This is a genomic window from Lentibacter sp. XHP0401, from assembly GCF_025751535.1.
GTDB lineage: Bacteria > Pseudomonadota > Alphaproteobacteria > Rhodobacterales > Rhodobacteraceae > Lentibacter.
In genome coordinates this window covers 101,028-121,455 of record NZ_JAOWLC010000013.1, presented here as the reverse complement: position 1 = coordinate 121,455, position 20,428 = coordinate 101,028, and the positions used below count along the sequence as shown (strand labels likewise).

The 20,428-nt window shown below is 52.5% G+C and carries 18 protein-coding genes; 10 read left to right on the top strand and 8 right to left on the bottom strand.

Annotated elements, in window-relative coordinates; translation table 11 throughout:
- Positions 1–125: 125 nt before the first annotated feature.
- Positions 126–1,148: a ketol-acid reductoisomerase gene (gene ilvC, locus OE750_RS15950; RefSeq protein ID WP_263765303.1), complete on the bottom strand. Its 1,023-nt coding sequence runs from the start codon at positions 1,146–1,148 to the stop codon at positions 126–128.
- Positions 1,149–1,278: 130 nt separating this feature from the next.
- On the opposite strand from ilvC, the gene OE750_RS15945 reads away from it, so the two are divergent.
- The 3 genes from OE750_RS15945 to OE750_RS15935 all read left to right on the top strand — a co-directional run bounded on the left by OE750_RS15945 (position 1,279) and on the right by OE750_RS15935 (position 3,386).
- Positions 1,279–1,734, top strand: coding sequence for an Lrp/AsnC family transcriptional regulator (locus tag OE750_RS15945; RefSeq protein WP_263765302.1), 456 nt, complete (start codon positions 1,279–1,281; stop codon positions 1,732–1,734).
- Positions 1,731–2,186: an Lrp/AsnC family transcriptional regulator gene (locus OE750_RS15940; protein WP_263765301.1), complete on the top strand. Its 456-nt coding sequence runs from the start codon at positions 1,731–1,733 to the stop codon at positions 2,184–2,186. The genes OE750_RS15945 and OE750_RS15940 overlap by 4 nt, the downstream gene beginning before the upstream one ends.
- Before the next feature lie 75 nt (positions 2,187–2,261).
- Positions 2,262–3,386 carry an aminotransferase class V-fold PLP-dependent enzyme gene (locus OE750_RS15935; protein ID WP_263765300.1) on the top strand — a complete coding sequence of 375 codons (1,125 nt, stop codon included), beginning with the start codon at positions 2,262–2,264 and terminating at the stop codon, positions 3,384–3,386.
- On the opposite strand, the gene OE750_RS15930 is transcribed toward OE750_RS15935, so the two are convergent.
- Together OE750_RS15930 and OE750_RS15925 are read right to left on the bottom strand one after the other, a co-directional pair.
- Complete coding sequence (locus OE750_RS15930) at positions 3,383–4,585, bottom strand: UbiH/UbiF family hydroxylase (RefSeq protein WP_263765299.1); 1,203 nt, start codon at positions 4,583–4,585, stop codon at positions 3,383–3,385. The genes OE750_RS15935 and OE750_RS15930 overlap by 4 nt on opposite strands.
- Before the next feature lie 110 nt (positions 4,586–4,695).
- Positions 4,696–5,340: a pyrimidine 5'-nucleotidase gene (locus OE750_RS15925; protein ID WP_263765298.1), complete on the bottom strand. Its 645-nt coding sequence runs from the start codon at positions 5,338–5,340 to the stop codon at positions 4,696–4,698.
- Positions 5,341–5,438: 98 nt separating this feature from the next.
- Here OE750_RS15925 and OE750_RS15920 point away from each other — a divergent pair, with 98 nt between their 5' ends.
- Complete coding sequence (locus OE750_RS15920) at positions 5,439–6,086, top strand: GntR family transcriptional regulator (RefSeq protein ID WP_263765297.1); 648 nt, start codon at positions 5,439–5,441, stop codon at positions 6,084–6,086.
- Here the strand turns inward: OE750_RS15920 and OE750_RS15915 are convergent.
- Both OE750_RS15915 and carA read right to left on the bottom strand, forming a co-directional pair.
- On the bottom strand, positions 6,083–7,945 hold the full coding sequence (locus OE750_RS15915) for a glycosyltransferase family 2 protein (RefSeq protein WP_263765296.1): 1,863 nt from the start codon (positions 7,943–7,945) through the stop codon (positions 6,083–6,085). The two genes, OE750_RS15920 and OE750_RS15915, sit on opposite strands and share 4 nt — an antisense overlap.
- Positions 7,946–8,053: 108 nt before the next feature.
- Positions 8,054–9,208, bottom strand: a complete 1,155-nt coding sequence (carA, locus tag OE750_RS15910; protein ID WP_263765326.1) for a glutamine-hydrolyzing carbamoyl-phosphate synthase small subunit — start codon at positions 9,206–9,208, stop codon at positions 8,054–8,056.
- Between the two features lie 143 nt (positions 9,209–9,351).
- On the opposite strand from carA, the gene OE750_RS15905 reads away from it, so the two are divergent.
- Together OE750_RS15905 and OE750_RS15900 are read left to right on the top strand one after the other, a co-directional pair.
- Positions 9,352–9,810 (top strand): GatB/YqeY domain-containing protein, encoded by a 459-nt coding sequence (locus tag OE750_RS15905; RefSeq protein WP_263765295.1) that lies wholly within the window; start codon positions 9,352–9,354, stop codon positions 9,808–9,810.
- Between the two features lie 166 nt (positions 9,811–9,976).
- Positions 9,977–12,265: a glycosyl hydrolase family 28-related protein gene (locus OE750_RS15900; protein ID WP_263765294.1), complete on the top strand. Its 2,289-nt coding sequence runs from the start codon at positions 9,977–9,979 to the stop codon at positions 12,263–12,265.
- 53 nt (positions 12,266–12,318) lie between these two features.
- On the opposite strand, the gene OE750_RS15895 is transcribed toward OE750_RS15900, so the two are convergent.
- Complete coding sequence (locus tag OE750_RS15895; protein ID WP_263765293.1) at positions 12,319–12,882, bottom strand: hypothetical protein; 564 nt, start codon at positions 12,880–12,882, stop codon at positions 12,319–12,321.
- A 201-nt stretch (positions 12,883–13,083) separates the two neighbouring features.
- On the opposite strand from OE750_RS15895, the gene OE750_RS15890 reads away from it, so the two are divergent.
- The gene (locus tag OE750_RS15890) at positions 13,084–13,383 is read left to right on the top strand and encodes a zf-TFIIB domain-containing protein (RefSeq protein ID WP_263765325.1); all 300 of its coding nucleotides are present in this window, start codon (positions 13,084–13,086) and stop codon (positions 13,381–13,383) included.
- A 275-nt stretch (positions 13,384–13,658) separates the two neighbouring features.
- On the opposite strand, the gene OE750_RS15885 is transcribed toward OE750_RS15890, so the two are convergent.
- Both OE750_RS15885 and uvrB read right to left on the bottom strand, forming a co-directional pair.
- On the bottom strand, positions 13,659–14,750 hold the full coding sequence (locus OE750_RS15885) for a hypothetical protein (protein ID WP_263765292.1): 1,092 nt from the start codon (positions 14,748–14,750) through the stop codon (positions 13,659–13,661).
- Between the two features lie 105 nt (positions 14,751–14,855).
- Complete coding sequence (gene uvrB / locus OE750_RS15880; protein ID WP_263765291.1) at positions 14,856–17,054, bottom strand: excinuclease ABC subunit UvrB; 2,199 nt, start codon at positions 17,052–17,054, stop codon at positions 14,856–14,858.
- A 180-nt stretch (positions 17,055–17,234) separates the two neighbouring features.
- On the opposite strand from uvrB, the gene OE750_RS15875 reads away from it, so the two are divergent.
- From OE750_RS15875 to OE750_RS15865, 3 genes are all read left to right on the top strand, one after another.
- Positions 17,235–17,546, top strand: a complete 312-nt coding sequence (locus OE750_RS15875; RefSeq protein WP_263765290.1) for an ETC complex I subunit — start codon at positions 17,235–17,237, stop codon at positions 17,544–17,546.
- 209 nt (positions 17,547–17,755) lie between these two features.
- The gene (locus OE750_RS15870) at positions 17,756–18,682 is read left to right on the top strand and encodes an MYG1 family protein (RefSeq protein WP_263765289.1); all 927 of its coding nucleotides are present in this window, start codon (positions 17,756–17,758) and stop codon (positions 18,680–18,682) included.
- Between the two features lie 208 nt (positions 18,683–18,890).
- On the top strand, positions 18,891–20,276 hold the full coding sequence (locus tag OE750_RS15865) for an IS1182 family transposase (protein WP_263765288.1): 1,386 nt from the start codon (positions 18,891–18,893) through the stop codon (positions 20,274–20,276).
- Positions 20,277–20,428: the final 152 nt, after the last annotated feature.

The following is a 20,428-nucleotide window of genomic DNA, read 5'->3' as shown; positions in this document are numbered from 1 at the left end:
TTCTAGAGTTCGACAAGATCGGTGCCATCTACGGAGGTCAAATTGCAGAGCTTCGATTGGCGGCGACATAGACATAAAAGAGGGCGCTCCGTTGAGCGCCCTCTTCCTAGTATAAGCTGAGTAAATCAGTTCTTTTCTTTATCGACCATTTTGCCAGCTGAAATCCATGGCATCATGCCGCGGAGTTTCGCGCCAGTTTCTTCGATCATGTGCTCGTCGTTGATGCGACGGGTTGCTTTGAAAGAAGGTTGGCCTACTGCATTTTCCAACATGAAGTCGCGAACGAACTTACCGGTCTGAATGTCGGTCAGAACATCTTTCATACGCTTTTTGGTTTCTTCGTATGGGAGGATACGTGGGCCTGAAACATACTCGCCATACTCGGCTGTGTTCGAGATCGAGTAGTTCATGTTGGCGATGCCGCCTTCGTAAATCAGGTCGACGATGAGCTTAACTTCATGCAAACACTCGAAATAGGCCATTTCAGGTTCGTAGCCAGCTTCAACAAGGGTTTCAAAACCCATGCGGATCAACTCTACAAGGCCACCGCAGAGAACCGCTTGCTCGCCGAAGAGATCCGTTTCACACTCTTCGCGGAAATTTGTTTCGATGATGCCTGAACGGCCACCGCCGATGGCCGAGCAATAGCTCAAACCGATTTCCAACGCTTTGCCCGTGGCATCATTGTGAACAGCAACAAGGCATGGCACACCGCCGCCCTTGGTGTATTCACCACGAACAGTGTGGCCTGGGCCTTTGGGAGCCATCATGATCACGTCAACACCTGGCTTTGGCTCAATCAGGCCAAAGTGAACGTTAAGGCCGTGAGCAAAAGCAATTGCCGAGCCTTCTTTGAGGTTGTCGTGGACATATTTTTTGTAGGTGTCGGCCTGAAGTTCGTCAGGCATTGTGAACATAATCAGGTCACACCAAGCTGCCGCTTCGGCGATTCCCATAACTTTAAGGCCTTCCCCTTCGGCTTTTTTCGCGGAAGGTGAGCCTTCACGAAGGGCAACAACTACGTTTTTCGCGCCAGAATCGCGCAGATTGAGTGCGTGCGCATGGCCTTGTGATCCGTAGCCGAGAATTGCTACTTTTTTGTCTTTGATGAGGTTAATGTCGCAATCGCGATCGTAGTAAACGCGCATGGGGCGCTCCTTTGTTGATTGGTTTCTGAGGGCAGTTTAACCGGAATAGCTAGATTTGCTTTTCATAATTGCTTTCAATGGGGCTCAAATGGAGATATTTATTCCCAAAAGTTAAATTTGCGGTGAATTCATGCTTGATGATGTAGATCGACGCATACTGCGGCAGTTTCAGGCCAGCCCTGAAGCATCAGTGGCGGAATTGGCAGAGCGTTGTGCGCTGACTACAGCAAGTTGCTGGCGGCGGTTGGAAAAATTGGAAAGCAGTGGTGTTATACTGGGGCAGGAAGCTATTGTAGATTGGCAAGTGCTTGGTTTTGCCGTTGAGGTGAGTTTACGTGTAACGTTGGACAAAACCCAAACAACGGCTTTTGATGAGTTCATAAACAAAGCACGGGATGTTCCTGAGGTTTTGGAAATTCAGACTTTTTTAGGGCGTATCGACGTGCGGTTGTCAGTGATCGCGAGGGACATGGCACATTATCAAGATGTTTACCGAACGCGTATCCTCTCTTTGCCGCATATCTCTGATATCGAGGCGTTGATGCATGTGGCACGGATCAAATCAGACGAGATTTTGCCGATATGATGGATCTCGATGAAGTTGATCACAATATACTGCGCGCTTTGATGAGCGATGCGCGGATGAGCAGCAAGGCTCTTGGAGAAAAACTTGGACTTTCCCAGCCTGCAACCTGGCGGCGCATAAAGAGGCTCAAGGATGCTGGAGTGATCAAGGGCCGCAGGCTTTTACTGAATCGAGAAAAGCTGGGGCTGGGAGTGACCGTTTTCTTGGGGATCAAGCTCGCAACAAAAGGACGTGTTAGTCTCGAAGACTTTGAAAGGGCGGTTTCAGCCATCCCTGAAGTGTTGAGTGTTGAGCATATTCTTGGGCTGTATGATTACCGCCTTAAAGTTGTCGCGCGCGACATTCCCGATTTTGAGCGCATCCTTCGCCGCCGGATTATGACGCTTCCCGGGGCAGGGCAAGTTGAGGCGAACGTGCTGCTCAGCGAGGAGCGACGGCGCGGTCCGATATAGTTGGATATTTCAAGCTAGGCGGCACGCCGAGTTGCTGATACCCAAGGTCAGAAATGAGACATACTGGAGACCCTTATGGCGCTTTTGAAAACTGTAGATCCGCAAGGACTGGATGAATTTTCAGTCGTGTTTACTGACCGTTCCCTCAATCACATGAGCGCGAGCTTTCAAAAAGTTATGAACGACATCTCCTCAATGCTCAAAGAGGTTTACAATGCCGATGCGGTCGCGCTCGTACCAGGTGGTGGAAGCTATGCTATGGAAGCGGTTGCACGTCAGTTTGGAGCCGGTGCACATGCGTTGGTTGTGCGTAATGGCTGGTTCTCTTTCCGCTGGAGCCAAATTTTTGATGCGGGGAACTTTGCGGAAGATGTGAGTGTTTTCAAGGCGCGCCAGACGGGGAATGGTGTGCAGACTCCTTTTGCGCCAGCGCCTATAGCCGATGTTACAGCTGCCATTCGCGAGAGCAAACCGGATGTTGTATTCGCGCCTCATGTGGAAACGTCGGCTGGCCTCATACTACCAGACGACTATATAACTGCGCTTGCTGATGCGGCTCACGAAGTTGGCGCTTTGATGGTTCTTGATTGTATCGCGTCAGGCTGTGCATGGGTGAATATGAAGGAAACTGGAGTGGACGTTCTAATATCGGCTCCGCAAAAAGGCTGGTCTGCCTCGCCGTCTGCTGGATTGGTGATGTTGTCGGAGCGTGCTGTCGCACGTTTGGAGAAAACGACTTCGGACAGTTTCGCTTTGGACCTGAAGAAGTGGCGGGACATTATGAAGGCATACGAAAGTGGCGGGCACGCCTATCACGCGACAATGCCAACAGACGCCTTGCGCGCGTTTCGTGATACGATGCTCGAAACACGTGATTATGGCTTTGAGAAGTTGCGAGCGGCCCAGTGGGCATTGGGCAATGGTGTTCGCGATATGCTTTCGGAAAAAGGTATTGTTTCTGTTGCGGCTGAGGGGTTTGGAGCACCTGGAGTTGTTGTAAGCTATACAAATGATCCTGAAATTCAAAATGGTAAGAAGTTTGTCGCCGAAGGAATGCAGATTGCGGCAGGTGTTCCACTTGCTTGCGATGAGCCGGAAGGATTTATGACATTCCGGCTCGGGCTATTCGGGCTCGATAAGCTTTATGACGTTACAGGAACAATGGCGAAACTTAGGGCTGTTATGGATAAGGTGCTTTAGAGTTTAACCCCTAATCCTGCTTTCATCAGGGCCTTTCGAACAGGTGCGAAGCCATAGATCACATTGAGCCCGATAGCGCGCATGTCGCGCAACGGGCGAGCCGAAACCATTGATGCGCGGTTGAGTGTGTCAATGCCTATGATCCTGACCCGAATTTCAGGATGGCGTGCTTTGTGATACTTTGTCAGCATTTGAGGGGAGCCAAGCGTCTCTGGTGATGCTTTCGTTAGTTTATAGAGTTCTCTTATGTCTCCGAGCGACATGTTGAGCCCTTGTGCGCCGATAGGCGGAACAACGTGTGCTGCTTCTGCTATGAGAGCCGTGCGCTCTGAATACATGCTCTTGGCATATTGTGAAATTATAGGCCAGATTGTTCTCGGGCTGTTAAGGCTGAGCGGCCCGAGGATTGCACAGGAGCGCTCATTCATGGCGCTTTCAAATTCGTTGACGGATAACTGCTGTAGTCGGAGGGTTTCTGGAGCACGCTCCATCCAGACAATAGCAGATGCAGGCCGGCCATCGTGATCAGGAAGTGGAACAAGAGTAAACGGGCCGCCAGAACGGTGTATTTCGGTTGAGACGTTCTTGTGGGGGATCGGATGTGTAACTGTAAAAGCGAGAGCCTTCTGTCCGTAGCGAATAGTCTTTACGTCTATTCCGACAGCCTTGCGTATTTGGGAGTTTCGGCCGTCTGCTGCGACCAACAGTTTAGCTTGAATGACTTCGCCATTGCTGAGTGAGATCTGGGCAAACTCGGAGCGTGTCAGAATTTTTTCGGCCGCAACGCCTGCTTTGAAGGTGATATTCTCACTTTCGTCCATCATCGCGAGGCATTCGCGCCTCAAAAGCCAGTTCGGGTAGTTCCAGCCAAACGGTTCTTCGGAAATCTCGCTGGCATCAAACTCGGATTCGATGCGAGGTTCTGGTTTTTCTCCCCCTGCGTCAACGATTCTCATTACTTGTAACGGTGCTGCGAAGGGGGTGAGCCTTTCCCAGAGCCCAATTTCGCCTAACAACTCTTTGGACGGTTGCAAGAAGGCTGTCGAGCGCATGTCGGCATTCGGTGCGCCTCTTTCTGTAATGGGGGCCGCAGGGTCTACGCAAAACACTTTTTTCCCAAGGGATGCAAAACTTAATGCTGCAATCATTCCAGCGATACCGCCGCCCGCTATGAAGATATCTGTTTGAATGCGCTGCATATTTAAATTCCTTGTTCCTAGATAAGAATAGCGTTTCCCCGAGAGCTTTCCAAGGAGGAGGGCTGCGTGAAAACAGCACAAGTTAGGGCAGGAATAATTGTGGCTGTGCGTTAGAATAACTTGCCAAGAAAGGTTGAAAGCTCATCTGTGTGATGGTGAATATGGTTGGCGTGATGATGCTCCGGCGCGACATGAACAGTGCGCATACCAAGCGCATGGGGAACAACAAGATTGCGCGCGTCATCTTCGAACATCGCGGCGCGCGTTGGGTCCAGTTTTGCCTTGGTGAAAACTTGCTCAAAGGCTGTTTTGCGGGGCTTTGGTTCATAGTTTGCATGCTCGACACCGAATATGTCGCTAAACAGCCCATCTAAGCCCCTAGCCTTTAAAACGCGCTCAGCATAGGGGCTGCTGCCATTCGTATAGACAATTTTGCGGCCTGGTAACTGATCGATATGTGCCCTGAGGGACAAGTCTACCTCGAGGGGATGAAATGAAATATCATGGACCTCAACGAGATATGGTTCGGGGTCGATAGCATGATGTTTCATAAGTCCAGCAAGCGTAGTCCCATATTTTGCCCAATATTCTTGGCGTAAGTGATTGGCTTCAGATTTAGGCAAGTTTAGCTCACGCATGACCAGCGCTGTCATTTTTTCTTCGATTTGGTCGAAAAGGGCCATGCTTGGTGGGTAGAGTGTATTGTCGAGATCAAAGACCCAAGTCTCGACATGAGTGAAAAACTGGCGTGCCATCCGATGACGTTATACAGCGTTTTGGCATGAGGCAAGCGTTGCGGGCTTGCACCTTTTTCAAGGCACGGTAATCTGCCTGAATGCCAAAAGGAATACACATGAAAGAAGCGAAACCTGTTCAAAAAGATGCTTACGCTCTTATTCTGGAAGCCATCGATCGAGGTATTTACCGTCCTGGTGACCGATTGGTCGAAAACGAGCTTGCCGAAAGGTTTGGCGTGTCACGCACGCCTATCCGAGAAGCGTTGCAGCGTCTTGAGACGCAGTCTCTGCTTACACGTGACGGTCGAAGCCTGATTGTTGCGTCACTTGATCACAATCAAATGGCAGAGCTCTACGCTGTGAGAACCGAGCTTGAGGGTCTGGCTGCGCAGCTTGCGGCCAGACATGCGACAGACGAGGAAATGCGGGTGTTGCGTGACATGATAGAAGAGGACCGGGCTTTAGTTGATAGTCCAAATGCGCTGGCACAAGCCAATCGCCGATTTCATCATCAGATTCATCTTGCGTCTCATAATCGATTTCTGGTGCAGCAACTCAACCTTGTGCATCAATCAATGGCGCTGATGGCGACCACATCTCTCGCCGCAAAAGGGCGCAGCCTAAAAGCTCTGGACGAGCACGATATGATAGTGAAGGCGATTGAGGAGCGAGATGAGCAGAAAGCCAGAGAGGCCCTTAAATCACATATCTCTAAGGCTTTTGTAACCCGCCTCAAGCTTGACGCTGAAAAAGTCGGAAGCTAGCTGTTTTTATTGACCTTTTTTTGATGGTATAAAGAAATGCCGTGTTGGGTTTTGTCCCAGTAGAAAGGTTTGACAACCAGTTCAAAGAGCGCCTTGTAGGCGGCAATGGCGCCGAGCGGATAGTAAAAGTGCATAGTGGGCACCCAAGCGAAGAGATGTCGCAAAGTGGGTTTTGAAACAGCAGTTGCGTTGATCAGGGCGTTTATCAACTCAATGCCGAGGAAAGACAGGCCAAGTATAAGTAGGAGATCCCGTTCGATAAATGCCTCTAGCGGATGCGGCAGGCCGAATAGAACAAGCCAGAAACTCCATAAGACTGGAGCAAGTACGAATTGCGATAAAGCCGTTAGGAAGTGTGCATGAAACCCAATAAAACGCCAGAGACCAACCTCTCTTAAAAGCCGGCGAGGGCTACGCATGTGAACAAGGTAAGTTACCATGTAACCCTTGAGCCAACGTGACCTTTGCCTCACCCATGGCCAAAGACGACAGTTTGCTTCTTCGCCTGTGCGCGTTGGAATGACATCGGTTCTATAGCCATGGCGTGCGAGCCGAAATCCCAGATCAGCGTCCTCGGTTACATTGTGTGCGTCCCACCCGCCTATCTCTTCTAGGGGTTTGCGGCGGAAAAAAAGAGTTGTGCCACCCAAGGGAATAGCAAAGCCGAGGCGGGCCATGCCTGGCAAAATGAGTCTGAACCACGCCGCATATTCGATCGTGAAGCACCGTGCGAGCCAGTTTTGTCGACTGTTGTAATAATCAAGTATCCCTTGCAGACAGACTAGGTCTTCGCCAGCAGAGTGAAAATGATCTGCGACAATTTGAAGTTGGTCATGTGCCGGAGCGTCTTCAGCATCCCAGATCCCGATGATATCGCCTTTGCAAAAATCGAGAGCGTAGTTCATTGCTCGCGGCTTGGTTTTGGGTGTGCCTTCGGGCACTTCGACCACTCTCATCCACTGAGGGAGCGAGCATGCCTGCAAGACCGATTTCGTCAATTCGTCACTTTCTTCCACCACGAGCACAACATCAAGCAATGCTTTTGGATAAGTAAGACGCATCAAACGAGCGAGAAGCACATTGGCGATTTCGCGTTCTTTGAATAAGGGAACTAAGACTGAAATATGGGGCAAACGATTTTGCGGGCAAGGCGGCGGACAGTCCTGCTGTTCTTTCGAGACTTCGGAAATGTAGGAGGCCAGTCGCATAACGGCTGATACGACAAGAGTGAATACGGCCCACGCGGCAAATAGGCCAAATACGGCCTGCGGGTGCAGGGCGACCAGCAAAGTTACCACCAGAAGGCCAACTATGGTTGCGAACAAGCGCCTTCTGCTCGTATGGCGCTCCCATCCTCTGCAGCTTTCGTCTTCTGGTACTCTTGCTGATGCACGCCTCGTCAACTCATCGCGATGGTGTCCTGTCAGCCAATTCATAATGTGGCTTTGCTTTGCGATTGCAAATTCAAAGACAGAAGGATCGCCATCTAATCGAGCAAGAAAATCGCGATAATTTTCACTATTGGAGCATAGTAACGTGGTTTTTCTGTTAGTTTTGCGCCACGGGATCACTCCGTATCGTATTAAGAGGGCGGGGTCGAAAAGCGCGGACAGATTTGGATCTGGCGGGCTGAGCGTAAGCTCAACTAGGGGGAGGTCTAGATAGCTTGCACTGGCTTCTGATAGTTCGTCAGCACTTAGTGCCCCTTGCATTTCGAGACAGCTTTGAAGCGAGGCGTTTAATTCTCGACATTCAGACTTAGCGCGTATCAGAGCGCTTGGGCTCACCAGACCCATATCCACCAGGTAACGTCCAAAGTCGCTTGTGGTGTCTAACGGTTGTTGCTTTAGAGCATACATATCTGAGAGCTTTCTGAACAGTTTTCCTCAACCGTTCAGATACTATAAAAAACTAGTTAACCGTCCGTTAAGTCAAAGTTAACAAGACATTACCCAGCTGCTAACTGGTTAACGCTTTGCCATGGACTCTGCGAACTTCTCAAACAGATAGAAGCTGTCTTGTGGGCCAGGACTTGCCTCAGGGTGGTGCTGAACTGAGTAGACTGGCCTACCATCGACAGCGATACCGCAATTCGAACCGTCAAAAAGCGAGACATGCGTTTGCCGTATGCCCTTTGGCAGGGTTTGAGCGTCAACAGCAAAACCGTGGTTCATTGAAGTAATTTCTACTTTACCACTGTCTAGATCTTTTACCGGGTGGTTTGCACCATGATGACCATGATTCATTTTGATCGTTTTGCCACCTAATGCCAAAGCCAGCATTTGGTGACCCAAGCAAATTCCGAAAATTGGAAGATTTGTCGTGTCCAGAATCTGACGGATCATTGGCACGGCATATTTACCCGTCGCGGCAGGGTCTCCCGGGCCGTTTGACAGAAAAACACCGTCAGGTTTATGAGCAAGAACTTCCTCAGCCGTTGCAGTGGCTGGCAGCACAGTTACATCACAACCCGCAGACGCAAGGCACCTCAGAATATTGCGCTTTGCACCGTAATCTATAGCCACGACTTTATGATTGGGGGCTGTCTGCGGTTGATACCCGTCGGGCCACGCCCACCGCATCTCATTCCAGTGGTAAGACTGCGCGCATGTGACATCTTTCGCTAGGTCCATACCTTCCAGACCGGCAAACCCTCGTGCTGCGGCGACCAATGCATCTGTATCAAAAGTTCCGCTCGGATCGTGAGCGAGCGCTACATGGGGAGCGCCTTGCTGGCGGATTGACCTTGTTAGGCGGCGCGTGTCGATGCCGCCGATGGCAATTCGACCACGTGCAGCCAGCCAACTGGAAAGATGCTCTGTGGCGCGCCAGTTGCTCGGAGTTGTCGGATCCCATTTTACCACCATACCCTCTGAAACCGGATCGCCGGTTTCGTCATCCTCTGGGTTTACCCCAGTGTTTCCAATGTGAGGAAAGGTGAAGGTTACAATCTGCCCTGCGTATGAAGGGTCTGTCATGATTTCCTGATAGCCGGTCATGGCCGTGTTGAAGCAGAGTTCAGCAACACGCATTCCTGTGGCTCCGAAACCATGGCCATAAAAAACAGTTCCATCTGCAAGTGCCAGACATGCTGTTGGATGCGAGGGGGACGCCTGCGCCATATGAGTCACTCCGCTGATAAATTGGCGCATTCCTACGTCTGGGGCTGGCGGGGGTCAAGGGCTCATGCGCCTGTTGTCACGGCTGTTACAGTTGTCTAATGTCGCGGGGTTGAAACCAATCCAACTTCAAGGGCCCAAAAGTTATGCGCGATGAGATTAACGCTGCACTTAAGCAAGCGATGAAAGATAAGAATAGCAGCCGTCTTTCAACGCTAAGACTGATCACTGCAGCGATAAAAGACCGAGATATCGCTGCTCGCGGCGAGGGCAATGATGCTGGCGTTGGAGATGAAGAGGTTCTCTCCATTCTTGTAAAAATGGTCAAGCAACGTCAGGAGAGTGCGCGTGTTTATGAAGAGGGCAACAGACTTGATCTCTCTGAGCGCGAACTCTCTGAGATAGTTATTATTGAAGAGTTTTTACCTCAGCAGTTGAGTGAGGAAAAAACCGACGAAGCGATAGCTCAGGCCATTGCGGCGACAGGGGCCGAGAGCATACGTGACATGGGTAAAGTGATGGGTGTTTTAAAATCACAATACACAGGTCAGATTGATTTCGGCGCTGCCGGGCCGAAAGTTAAGGCGGCTTTAACAAATAGTTAAAGCTCTAGAGTTTTCTGAAAAATCAAATAGGGCAAGTGTATTGTTTGGCCAGCGTGCGCTACCCTGAGCCGATGTTAATCCTTTGTAGATAGTTCCCTGAGCCGTGCGGATTGCCGCCGGATTCTAAATGTTGATTCCGCTCCAAAAGGGCGAGGAAAGGGAACACATGAATAAAGTGATTACAGATGGCGTGCTGTTTATGCCGCCCAAATTTGCAGCTGGGCTTGATATCTGGTCCAGCCAAGATGGGACGCCGGGCTCGGATACTTACGACAATAACCCTAATGCGGTGTTTGTGCCTGCCGATCCTGATTTTGGCGGGTGTGTCGAACTGGTAAAATCCGATGCAGTCCAGAAATTACGCTCTATGGGGGAAACACCGATATTGCCGGGTTGCTACCTGCAAGTCCGGGCAAGAGTCAAAGCTGTGAGTGGCCCGCTTCCGAGCATCCGCATTGCGGCTTGGGCTGGCGGTGCAGGGGGTGCGCATGTGAACGGAGTTGTCGAGCAGGGCCCCATGGTTTCCTTGACCAGCTATGGTGAAGTGGTGGAAGTTTCGGCCATTATTGGTACGGGTAACCGCAGTGGCGTTGATATGGTCTGGGGAAAAGAAGCGCTTTACGCTCACGTCGGCCTTGATATGGCAGGAACGACAGGGGGTGTTATTCGTGTCGATGATATTATTGTTGAAGACATAACGAGCGCGTTCCTGCGCGATATGCTTGCATCCGTTGATGTCCGTGACTTTGGCGCAGTTGGTGATGGCGTAACCGATGATCTGGCGGCCTTCGAGGCCGCGGATGCGGCGGCTGACGGAAGAACCGTGCTTGTGTCGAAAGGCACATTCTTTCTTGGCGATGATATGACTTTTGAAAGTCGTGTCCGCTTCGAAGGTAGTATCACCATGGCGGATGAGCACGTCTTCGCGCTGACGAAAAACTATAATCTTCCCGCCTATATCGACGCATTCGGAGATGAAGAACTGGCATTTAAAAAGGCTGTGCAAGCGCTGTTTGACAGCTCTGACCATGAATCTCTTGACATGTGTGGTCGCAGGATCTCGATCACTGCTCCGATTGATATCCGAGCAGTGATCGGACGGGACCGCTACGCCACACGCCGCCACATTCACAGTGGACAGTTTGATGTGAAAGCTGGTGACGCCTGGGATACCGAAACGTTTACAGGGCAGGGAACGTATTCATACACAAATAGCTTCAAATTGACAGGAGTGACCAATATTGCCTCTATTCCAGTTGGCTCGCTCGTCGAAGGCAACGGGGTCGGGCGTGAGGTCTATGTTCGTGCAAAGAATATAGCGGCTCAGGAAATCACGCTCTCCAAGCGCCTTTATGACGCCGTTGGCACTCAAAACTTCACTTTTCGCCGTTTCAAGTATGTTCTTGATTTTACCGGTCTGGAAGATTTTGACCGTTTCTCGATCAAAGACGTCGAGTTTCGCCTGCAAGGCGAGGCGAGTGGTATCATTCTTGCTCCGACGGGTTTGATCTTCTCGGTTGAGAATTGTTTTTTTACAGGCCCAAAGGATCGGGGCATCACAAGCCCGGGTGAGGGCTGCCAAGGGTTGCATGTCGACCGATGCCAGTTTCTGTCAAATGAAAACCCGGTGCCGTCTCAAGACAGAACGACTATTGCTTTGAATACAAATGGAAACGACATCAAGCTGCGCAACAACCGTGTGGTAAAGTTTCGCCATTTTGCCGTCATCGGCGGGTCGGGATCTATTATTACTGGGAACCACTTTTTCCAAGGGGACGGGGAAAGCAATGGCTTGCGATTGGCCGGAATTGTTCTGACGGGCTCTAATTGTCGCGCTACGATCGACGGCAACTACATTGATAACTGCTTCATCGAGTGGACAAATGAGCATGATGATGAACCAGACTTCAGTGCGGAATACTCATTTAGCCAACTCAATCTCTCAAACAACATATTTCTCGCGAGCCAGGTTGCCCCCTGGTTCAGTTATGTCGTGGTTAAGCCGCATGGGAGTGGGCATTTTATAAACGGATTGAACGTTCAGGGGAATTTTTTCCGCATCATTGGTGGCACAATCCAGCGTGTGGAGCGGATCGACACAAGCTTTTCCGATTTCAATTATTCGCGGATGAAGAACATCACCTGGCGTGACAACATGTATGCTGCTGTTGATGTTCCGACTGTCAACCCGTTGGTGCATACGCACTCTCAGCAAACTGAAAGCAACCGCTGGGTAATCAGCGGCGCACCAAAGCTACCTTTTGGTGGCTGGGTGCGTAAAGTTGAATCGGTGGTTGCGGAAGGCGCAATCAGGAATGCAGCCAATATAAAACGCTTTGATATGCCCTATGTCGAAGTTTCCAAAGGTTCAAACAATGATGAAGTCTATGTGAACTGGGATCAGCCAGTGCGCGGAGAGGTGGTTGTAACCATGCGGATGGATACTCCAATCTAGAAAAGCCGCACGGGGCGCCTCGCTGAGTGCGCTCCGTGCCCCAACGAAACATCCTAAAAGTTTTTCCAGAAGCCAACTTTCAGGCCATATTCATCAGTGCCTCTCAAGGCAATTGAGCCCCCTATTTCTAGATGAGATGATGCACCCATCGGCAGCGCAAAGGACGGCGCAAGGCGCAGAAAACTCGGGTCGCCTGTCTGTTTCCCTGTTTGGATCTGTATCATAGACTTGAATCCGCCGTGATGGTTCAATCCGTAAGTGATATCTGCTTTAAAGTCGGTGTGCTTTTTCACAAGATGGTGCTCAAATAGAAGGTCAACTGTTAACCAACTAGACGTTTTCCCATTAGAAAACCCGCGCCCATATGAAAATCCGGGCCTGACAACGACATTGCCAGCCACTTGACCGAGGCCAATCTCAGCTGCAAAATAATGCGTAGTGTTGTGCTGCCATAGGGGGTGGCGTAAAAACGCGATGGACTTGGATTCTCCTGAAACTGAATGACCTACATCAGCCCCAAATGTGAAGCTGTCGGTTAGCCCATACTCTAGATAATTGCTGAAATAGTAGCTTGCAGGCCCTTCAAGGTTTGGCGCAGTGACTTGTAAAGATGTCATGATAAACGCGTCTCCTTTGCCGCGTGGCCAGGGGCCCGCATCTGCTGTGCTGGCCCAAGCCAGAAAGAGAAGGAATACGCTTTTTAACATTATACTTAATCCGAAGTTCACATTGATTAAAATCGGTAAAGTTTTGGTTAACGCGCTTGAAGCTTCCGAATGGCGACATACCTTAAACGCAACAATATGAAAGGTGCGCTGATGAAATGTCCTGTAGACGGGGAGCTTTTGGTGATTACAGAACGGAGCGGGGTCGAGATCGACTATTGTCCACGATGCCGCGGCGTTTGGCTAGATCGTGGCGAATTGGACAAGCTCATCGAGGTCGCAGGCAGAACCCCAGTTACACCGGCCCCAACTCCGGCGCCTGAGCCGCATGTTTATCAGGAACCTTACCGCGAGACGCGGCGTGAGGAGCCAAGGGAGTATAGCCATGGCCGCCGTCGGAAGAAGCGCGGCGGATTTGCGGATATTCTGGAAGATCTGTTCGATTTTGACTGATTAGTGCTCTTTTAAGCCCAAAATGAAACCCTTCCCGCATTTGGGGAGGATTTTGAATTGATAGAGCTGATCAAGCGTTGCAAATGAGACTCAGAACTGGCGCAAATACCCGTATGATTGCGAAGATGACTTTGACGCGCTTGAAGCCTGAGAGTTAGGTTTCGAAAAGAGCAAAACAAGGAAATTTCATGCGGGGTTGGATGTTTTTGGTGGCTATGACGGCCCTTTCAGGCTGTGGTGTGCCGTTTGTACCGTTTCTTTGAATTCTTTGAAAATTAGCTCATAGAGTTTGAGCTAAAAACCTGCGGATCGTTCGCCAAATTGTTGGCTTCAAGGAATTGGTTGGCAAAGTGAACACAAGCCCAGCCTTCATAGGTGAAACTTTCGCGTGTGAACTCTCCTGAAGACAGATCGTGAAACGGCTTGTCAGCCTCGCTAATGAATTCGTTACTTTCTTTGGCTTTCGCAGAGCGAAGCTTCAACTCCTCGAGGGGCAGTTTCGAGCGGGCGACGAAAAACAGTTGTGGTTTGCCTGCTCGGGGCAGTTCGCGGGCAAAGGCAACTGGGAAAAGGTCGTATTCATCGGGTTCAAGTCCGAGTTCCATGCGCATTTCAAGCTGCATGCCGGCTTCTAGAGCGGAAAAATCGGTGATATCCCCTTTCTTGACGGAATTGGGCAGCTCATAAACGCCCGAAACAGTGCAATGTAGCGCCCTGTGGGCAATCGAGGCAAGCCGAGAGCTTCTTACGCGCAGCAGTTGGGTGGCAAAATCCGGCGTGAAGACCATCGCGGCGACGCCAAGTGAATTTGCCAGTCCGGAATGTGTCAGTGGTGGCAAACGACCGTCCACTGGTGGTTCAAAACCGTGCCGGATTGAGGCCATGCCGTGCGGAAGCTTGCCGGAATTTGTGTCGACGGACAAATTTGTTCCGATTTGATCAAAGTAGCTGGCTTCGGAGAGGGTTAGCGTCGTGTTCTCTATATCAAACGCATCGACTCGTGCCGTTCTGTTGTTTTCATACGTGTTTGTCGCTGAATCCCAGTTCAGGCGGCGCGTTTCTTTGAAAAACTGCACCATCGCTTCGGTGTGCGCGCGCAGTTTCTGAGGGAGGCGGTAAGATAGCGGGGTAACTATTACCTTCAGATTTTCGGGATTGATGGCGTCGGAAGATATGGCGGCGTAACCTTCGGGGCGAAAATAGACGACGTCTTCATAGAGCAATTCGGCAAAGAAGAGCGGGCTGCGGTCATAGCCGTTATAGAGACTGCGCAAACGCGTGTAGTCGCTTTCATAGAAGGGAGTCGCGTCTGTTTCGCTTAAACCTTCACGCTGTTGAACGGCCTGTTTTACTTTGCCAAGAGGCACTTTCAGGCTTGGTCCACTTAGGCCGACTTGAATATCCTTGTTGGCGTCACAGAGGCGCTTCCAATAGGAGCGTATGTTTCGGGTCAGGATCGGTCCAAACATTCGTTAACGCCCCCGCCGTTTCACATTTCCGCCCCGTTGCCCCGGCCTACCCGCTGTTGAGCGGCCACGGCTTTTTGTGGCCTCGGCACCTGCGGCCTCGACGGCGGATTGGCGGGCCAGAGGGTCGTCGTGGACGGCCAAGTCCACTGCCTCAAGGCGTTTGACTTCATCGCGCAGCCTTGCGGCCTCTTCAAACTCCAGATTCTCTGCGGCTTTGCGCATATCGGTGCGTAGGCCTTCGAGCACGGATTTGAGATTGCCGCCTTGCAGGGCGGGATCAATCTTCGCCGTCACGCGGTTCATGTCGACGTCGCCTTGGTAGAGGCCAGAGAGCACGTCATCGACATTTTTCTTCACCGTTTCAGGTGTGATGCCGTGTTCGAGATTGTAGGCGTGCTGCTTTTCGCGGCGTCGCTCCGTCTCGCCCATCGCGCGCTCCATGGAGCCTGTAATCTTGTCGGCATACATGATCACACGGCCTTCGGCGTTGCGTGCGGCGCGGCCGATTGTCTGGATGAGCGAGGTTTCGGAGCGCAAAAAGCCTTCCTTGTCGGCATCGAGAATGGCCACAAGCCCACATTCTGGAATATCCAGGCCTTCGCGCAAAAGGTTGATGCCGATGAGCACGTCAAACGCGCCAAGTCGCAGGTCTCGCAGGATTTCGATCCGCTCCAATGTGTCGATATCCGAGTGCATGTAGCGCACTCGAATGCCTTGCTCGTGCATGTATTCTGTCAGGTCTTCGGCCATACGCTTGGTGAGCGTGGTGCAAAGGACGCGGTAGCCATCGGCGGTGACTTTTTTGACCTCATCCAAGAGGTCATCAACCTGCGTTTCAACCGGACGGATTTCGATTACGGGGTCTAAAAGCCCTGTGGGGCGGATAACCTGCTCGGCGAAAACGCCACCTGATTGCTCTAACTCCCATTTTGAGGGGGTCGCGGAAACAAAGACCGATTGGGAGCGCATGGCGTCCCATTCCTCGAACTTCAGCGGGCGGTTGTCCATGCAGGAGGGCAGGCGGAAGCCATGCTCCGACAGGGTGAATTTGCGGCGATAATCGCCCTTATACATGCCGCCGATCTGGGGCACAGAGACGTGGCTTTCATCGGCAAAAACGATAGCATTGTCGGGGATGAACTCGAACAATGTGGGAGGCGGCTCGCCTGTTTTGCGCCCTGTAAGGTAGCGTGAATAGTTTTCGATACCGTTGCAGAAGCCTTGGGCCTCCATCATCTCAAGGTCAAAGTTTGTGCGCTGCTCAAGGCGCTGCGCTTCGAGCAATTTGCCTTCGCTCACGAACTGGTCAAGCCGAGTGCGCAGCTCTTGTTTGATGTGCTGGATGGCTTGCAAGAGTGTCGGCTTGGGCGTCACGTAGTGCGAGTTGGCGTAGACGCGGACCTTGTCCATATTGCCGGCTTTTTCGCCTGTGAGGGGGTCGATTTCCTGAATGCTCTCAAGCTCTTCGCCAAAGAAACTGAGCTTCCATGCGCGGTCGTCAAGGTGGGCTGGCCAGATCTCGAGGCTGTCACCGCGCACGCGGAAAGAGCCGCGCTGGAAGCCAGCATCGTTACGTTTGTATTGCTGTGCCACAAGGTCGGCCATGATGGTGCGTTGGTCATATTCCTGACCGACGATCAGGTCTTGCGTCATTGCTCCGTAGGTTTCGACCGAGCCGATACCGTAGATGCACGACACCGAGGCGACGATGATCACATCGTCACGCTCCAGAAGCGCGCGCGTGGCAGAGTGGCGCATGCGGTCGATCTGCTCGTTGATCTGGCTTTCTTTCTCGATGAATGTGTCGGAGCGCGCAACATAGGCTTCGGGCTGGTAGTAATCATAAAACGATACGAAATACTCGACGGCGTTGTCGGGAAAGAAGCCTTTCATTTCGCCATAAAGCTGGGCGGCCAGTGTCTTGTTGGGGGCGAGGATGATTGCGGGGCGCTGTGTTCCTTCTATCACCTTGGCCATGGTGAAGGTTTTGCCTGTACCCGTTGCACCTAGGAGCACCTGGTTGCGCTCGCCTTCATTGATGCCTTCGGTCAGCTCGGCTATGGCCGTGGGCTGGTCGCCAGCGGCTTTGAAGGGCGTATGCATGACAAAACGCTTGCCGCCTTCGAGCTTCTCGCGCTCGCGTACATCGCCCGTGGGGGCGTTGGTGAGGGCAGGGGATGTGTCGGTGTGGACGTGGGGCATTGAGGTGCTCGCGTTTGGTGCAGTCTTCTAACTTGATCTATCGGCGACAAATTGCAAGGCTAAGCAGAGTGTTTCATGCCAATAACTGTCATGAAGAGTGCTTAAGATTGCGGGTGTTTTGGCCTTGCAGTGCTGGGGCAAATCCTCGATAAATACGTGCAGATCAAAGGAGCAAGCCCCATGCGCGCACGCATTTACAAACCCGCCCGCAACGCGATGCAATCAGGATCAGCAAAAAGTAAACGCTGGGTTCTGGATTTTGCGCCTGCTTCGCGGCGTGAGGTTGACCCGCTTATGGGCTGGACATCTTCGGCGGACACGCAAGCTCAGGTGCGTTTGCGTTTTGACAGTAAAGAAGCTGCGATCGAGTATGCCGAGGATCACGGGATTGAGGCCGTTGTGAGCGAGCCGAAGGTGCGCAAAGCCAACATTCGCGCAGGCGGGTATGGCGAGAACTTCGCAACCAATCGCCGAGGTGCATGGACGCATTGAATGCTGTTGTAAATCGGAGTTAAGTTGTCTCGGAATCGGGGTAAAGATCCCACGAAGCTCACCGATTTCCCACATTCAGTGGATTTCTGACTTCGCAGCACAAGATTTAGATCACCTCTAACGCTCACGCAAAACTGAAATCACATTCACCGACGGGCGGCCTTTTTGGTCGCCCAATTCGTTTTAAGCCCAGCTGGAGCCTATCTTTTATGTCCATCACCCACCTCGTCACCCATTCCGGCGGATTTCATGCCGATGAGCTTCTGTCTTCGGTCATCCTGACGCGACTGTTCCCCGAGGCAGAGCTCATCCGTAGTCGGGATAAGGCGTGGATTACGCCTGCACAGGACCGCATCATTTATGATGTCGGAGGCCAGTTTGATGCAGAGGCCCAGATTTTTGATCACCACCAACGGCCCAACCCGCTGCGCGAGGATGGCCTGCCTTATAGTTCCTTCGGGTTGGTCTGGTCGCAGTATGGCCGTGATTACCTGCGCGCGATGGATGTGCCTGCGCATGATATCGAAGTGATCCATAGTGCGTTTGATCATGACTTTGTTCTGCCTGTCGATCTACTCGACAATGGCGCGGTCAATGCCTCCGAGGCGGGGCCGCTGTTTGCCGGGTTGACCTTGCCGGTTTTGCTGGAAAGCCTGAAACCCGCGTTTGATGACCGAACTGACAAAGCCGATGACCGCGCCTTCATGGCGGCCCTCCCCATAGCGCGGGCTTTTGTGGAGGCACAGGTCAAGCGCAAAGCCGCGAAATACCGCGCCGAGACGATGGTGTTGGCGGCCATTGAAGCGGCCGGCGAGGAGCGGATACTTGAGCTTCCCATGGGCATGCCGTTTCGCGCAGGCGTGCAGAAGGCCGGTGCTGACCATCTCCTGTTTGTGGTCCACCCGCGCGGCACGGATTGGGCGCTGACGACAATCCGGACGGGCGATGACACGTTCGACAATCGCGCTGATCTCCCTGTAGCTTGGGCGGGGTTAACCGACGACGCGCTGGAAGCCGCGAGCGGCGTTGCGGGGGCGAAGTTTTGCCACAACGGCCGCTTCATTGCGGTGGCATCCTCCCGCGAAGCTGTCTTGGAAATGGCGGATATCGCGGTGGCTGAGGCCCTGGCTGAATAGTTGCCGCAAGCGGCAAGGTGTTTGCAGGCGCTGCTTCCTGTTTCGAGGTGGAGCCGCATTAGCATTTCTACCCATGAGGCGCGATCGCCCTTCGCTCGACGCTAAGCCCAGCTTCAACAGGAAAAGGGGCGTATTTTGTTGAAAAACTCTTCCTTGATCGAGAGCTGAACTACTGATTCAATTCCTGTAATTGAGGGGAGGATCGGCGATGATGGGACCGAGGCAGGAAGCGCAACCGGCGCTGTTTTACGAGTTTTCGCTCGAGGATCACATTCCCACGGATCACCTGCTGCGATCCATCGACCGGTTCGTCGACCTGAGCAGCATCCGTGCCCATCTGGCGGAGTTCTACAGTCATACGGGCCGCCCGTCGGTCGATCCCGAACTGCTGATCCGGATGCTGCTGGTCGGATACTGTTTCGGCATCCGTTCAGAGCGGCGGCTCTGCGAAGAGGTCCATCTGAACCTCGCGTATCGCTGGTTTTGTCGCCTCGATCTGAGCGATCGTGTCCCGGATCACTCGACGTTTTCCAAGAACCGGCATGGGCGTTTTCGCGACAGCGAACTTCTGCGCCACCTGTTCGAGACGACTGTCGCGCGTTGCATCGCCGAAGGTCTGGTCAGCGGCCAGCGCATGGCAGTTGATGCCAGCCTGATTGAAGCGGATGCCAACAAGCAGAACTCCACGCCGAAGGAAGACTGGCACGCGGCAAGCATAGACCCGGCGGATGCGCCCCGCGCCGTCCGCGAGTATCTCGACACACTGGACAAGGCAGCCTTTGGCGCAGCAAGCGAGGTGCAGCCCAAGTTTACCTCGCATTCTGATCCCGCCAGTCAGTGGACAGCAGCCCGCAAAGGCCCTGCTTTCTTTAGCTATTCCGACAACTATCTCATCGACACGGATCACGGTTTCATCTTGGATGTGGAACCCACCCGCTCCATCCGGCAAGCCGAGGTTGGATCGACAAAAACCATGCTGACGCGGGTGAAAGACAAGTTTGGCCTGGTTCCTGACTGGATGATCGCCGACACTGCCTATGGCTCAGGCCCAATGCTCGGCTGGCTCGTGGATCGCAAGATCGATCCCTACATCCCTGTGATCGACAAGGCCGGACGCCCCGATGGGACCTGGACACGCACAGATTTCGACTGGGATGCGCAGAACGACCAATACATCTGCCCCGAGGGGCACGCGCTCAAGCAGTTCCGCCGGAATTATTCCGACCCGAACCGAGGCCAGACGGGCAAAGGCACCGCGAAGTATCGTGCGCTGAAGCTGACCTGTCAGGTTTGCCCATCCAAGCCGAAGTGCTGCCCCAATGCCGACGCCAGATCGATCACGCGTGAAGAACACGAAGATGCCCGTCAAGTTGCCAGGGATCTGGCCAAAACGGATGAATACGCGATTGCGATGAAGCTCAGGAAGAAGGTTGAGATGCTCTTTGCCCACCTCAAACGTATTCTCGGCCTGAGCCGGCTTCGATTACGTGGTCCATGCGGTGCAAATGACGAATTCCTCCTCGCCGCAACCGCCCAAAACCTCCGCAAACTCGCCAAGATATTTCCTGCACCGCAGCAAATACGCAAAGCCTGATAGAAAAGGCGCTCGCGCCGGATTTGGAACAGCTATTTCTGCGCTCGCAAACGTTAGTTTTTCCACAGAATCGGCGGAGAGCCGTCATTAGCTGCGGTGCAATATTGCAAGGGTCGCTCCGCGTTAGCAGACATTCAGACCGACTAGGCATC

What these genes read in the sequence shown, in the direction of transcription:
- ilvC (WP_263765303.1), bottom strand. Translation starts at nt 1,148, where the DNA reads ATGCGCGTTTACTACGATCGCGATTGCGACATTAACCTCATCAAAGAC.
- OE750_RS15945 (WP_263765302.1), top strand. Translation starts at nt 1,279, where the DNA reads ATGCTTGATGATGTAGATCGACGCATACTGCGGCAGTTTCAGGCCAGC.
- OE750_RS15940 (WP_263765301.1), top strand. Translation starts at nt 1,731, where the DNA reads ATGATGGATCTCGATGAAGTTGATCACAATATACTGCGCGCTTTGATG.
- OE750_RS15935 (WP_263765300.1), top strand. Translation starts at nt 2,262, where the DNA reads ATGGCGCTTTTGAAAACTGTAGATCCGCAAGGACTGGATGAATTTTCA.
- OE750_RS15930 (WP_263765299.1), bottom strand. Translation starts at nt 4,585, where the DNA reads ATGCAGCGCATTCAAACAGATATCTTCATAGCGGGCGGCGGTATCGCT.
- OE750_RS15925 (WP_263765298.1), bottom strand. Translation starts at nt 5,340, where the DNA reads ATGGCACGCCAGTTTTTCACTCATGTCGAGACTTGGGTCTTTGATCTC.
- OE750_RS15920 (WP_263765297.1), top strand. Translation starts at nt 5,439, where the DNA reads ATGAAAGAAGCGAAACCTGTTCAAAAAGATGCTTACGCTCTTATTCTG.
- OE750_RS15915 (WP_263765296.1), bottom strand. Translation starts at nt 7,945, where the DNA reads ATGTATGCTCTAAAGCAACAACCGTTAGACACCACAAGCGACTTTGGA.
- carA (WP_263765326.1), bottom strand. Translation starts at nt 9,208, where the DNA reads ATGGCGCAGGCGTCCCCCTCGCATCCAACAGCATGTCTGGCACTTGCA.
- OE750_RS15905 (WP_263765295.1), top strand. Translation starts at nt 9,352, where the DNA reads ATGCGCGATGAGATTAACGCTGCACTTAAGCAAGCGATGAAAGATAAG.
- OE750_RS15900 (WP_263765294.1), top strand. Translation starts at nt 9,977, where the DNA reads ATGAATAAAGTGATTACAGATGGCGTGCTGTTTATGCCGCCCAAATTT.
- OE750_RS15895 (WP_263765293.1), bottom strand. Translation starts at nt 12,882, where the DNA reads ATGACATCTTTACAAGTCACTGCGCCAAACCTTGAAGGGCCTGCAAGC.
- OE750_RS15890 (WP_263765325.1), top strand. Translation starts at nt 13,084, where the DNA reads ATGAAATGTCCTGTAGACGGGGAGCTTTTGGTGATTACAGAACGGAGC.
- uvrB (WP_263765291.1), bottom strand. Translation starts at nt 17,054, where the DNA reads ATGCCCCACGTCCACACCGACACATCCCCTGCCCTCACCAACGCCCCC.
- OE750_RS15875 (WP_263765290.1), top strand. Translation starts at nt 17,235, where the DNA reads ATGCGCGCACGCATTTACAAACCCGCCCGCAACGCGATGCAATCAGGA.
- OE750_RS15870 (WP_263765289.1), top strand. Translation starts at nt 17,756, where the DNA reads ATGTCCATCACCCACCTCGTCACCCATTCCGGCGGATTTCATGCCGAT.
- OE750_RS15865 (WP_263765288.1), top strand. Translation starts at nt 18,891, where the DNA reads ATGATGGGACCGAGGCAGGAAGCGCAACCGGCGCTGTTTTACGAGTTT.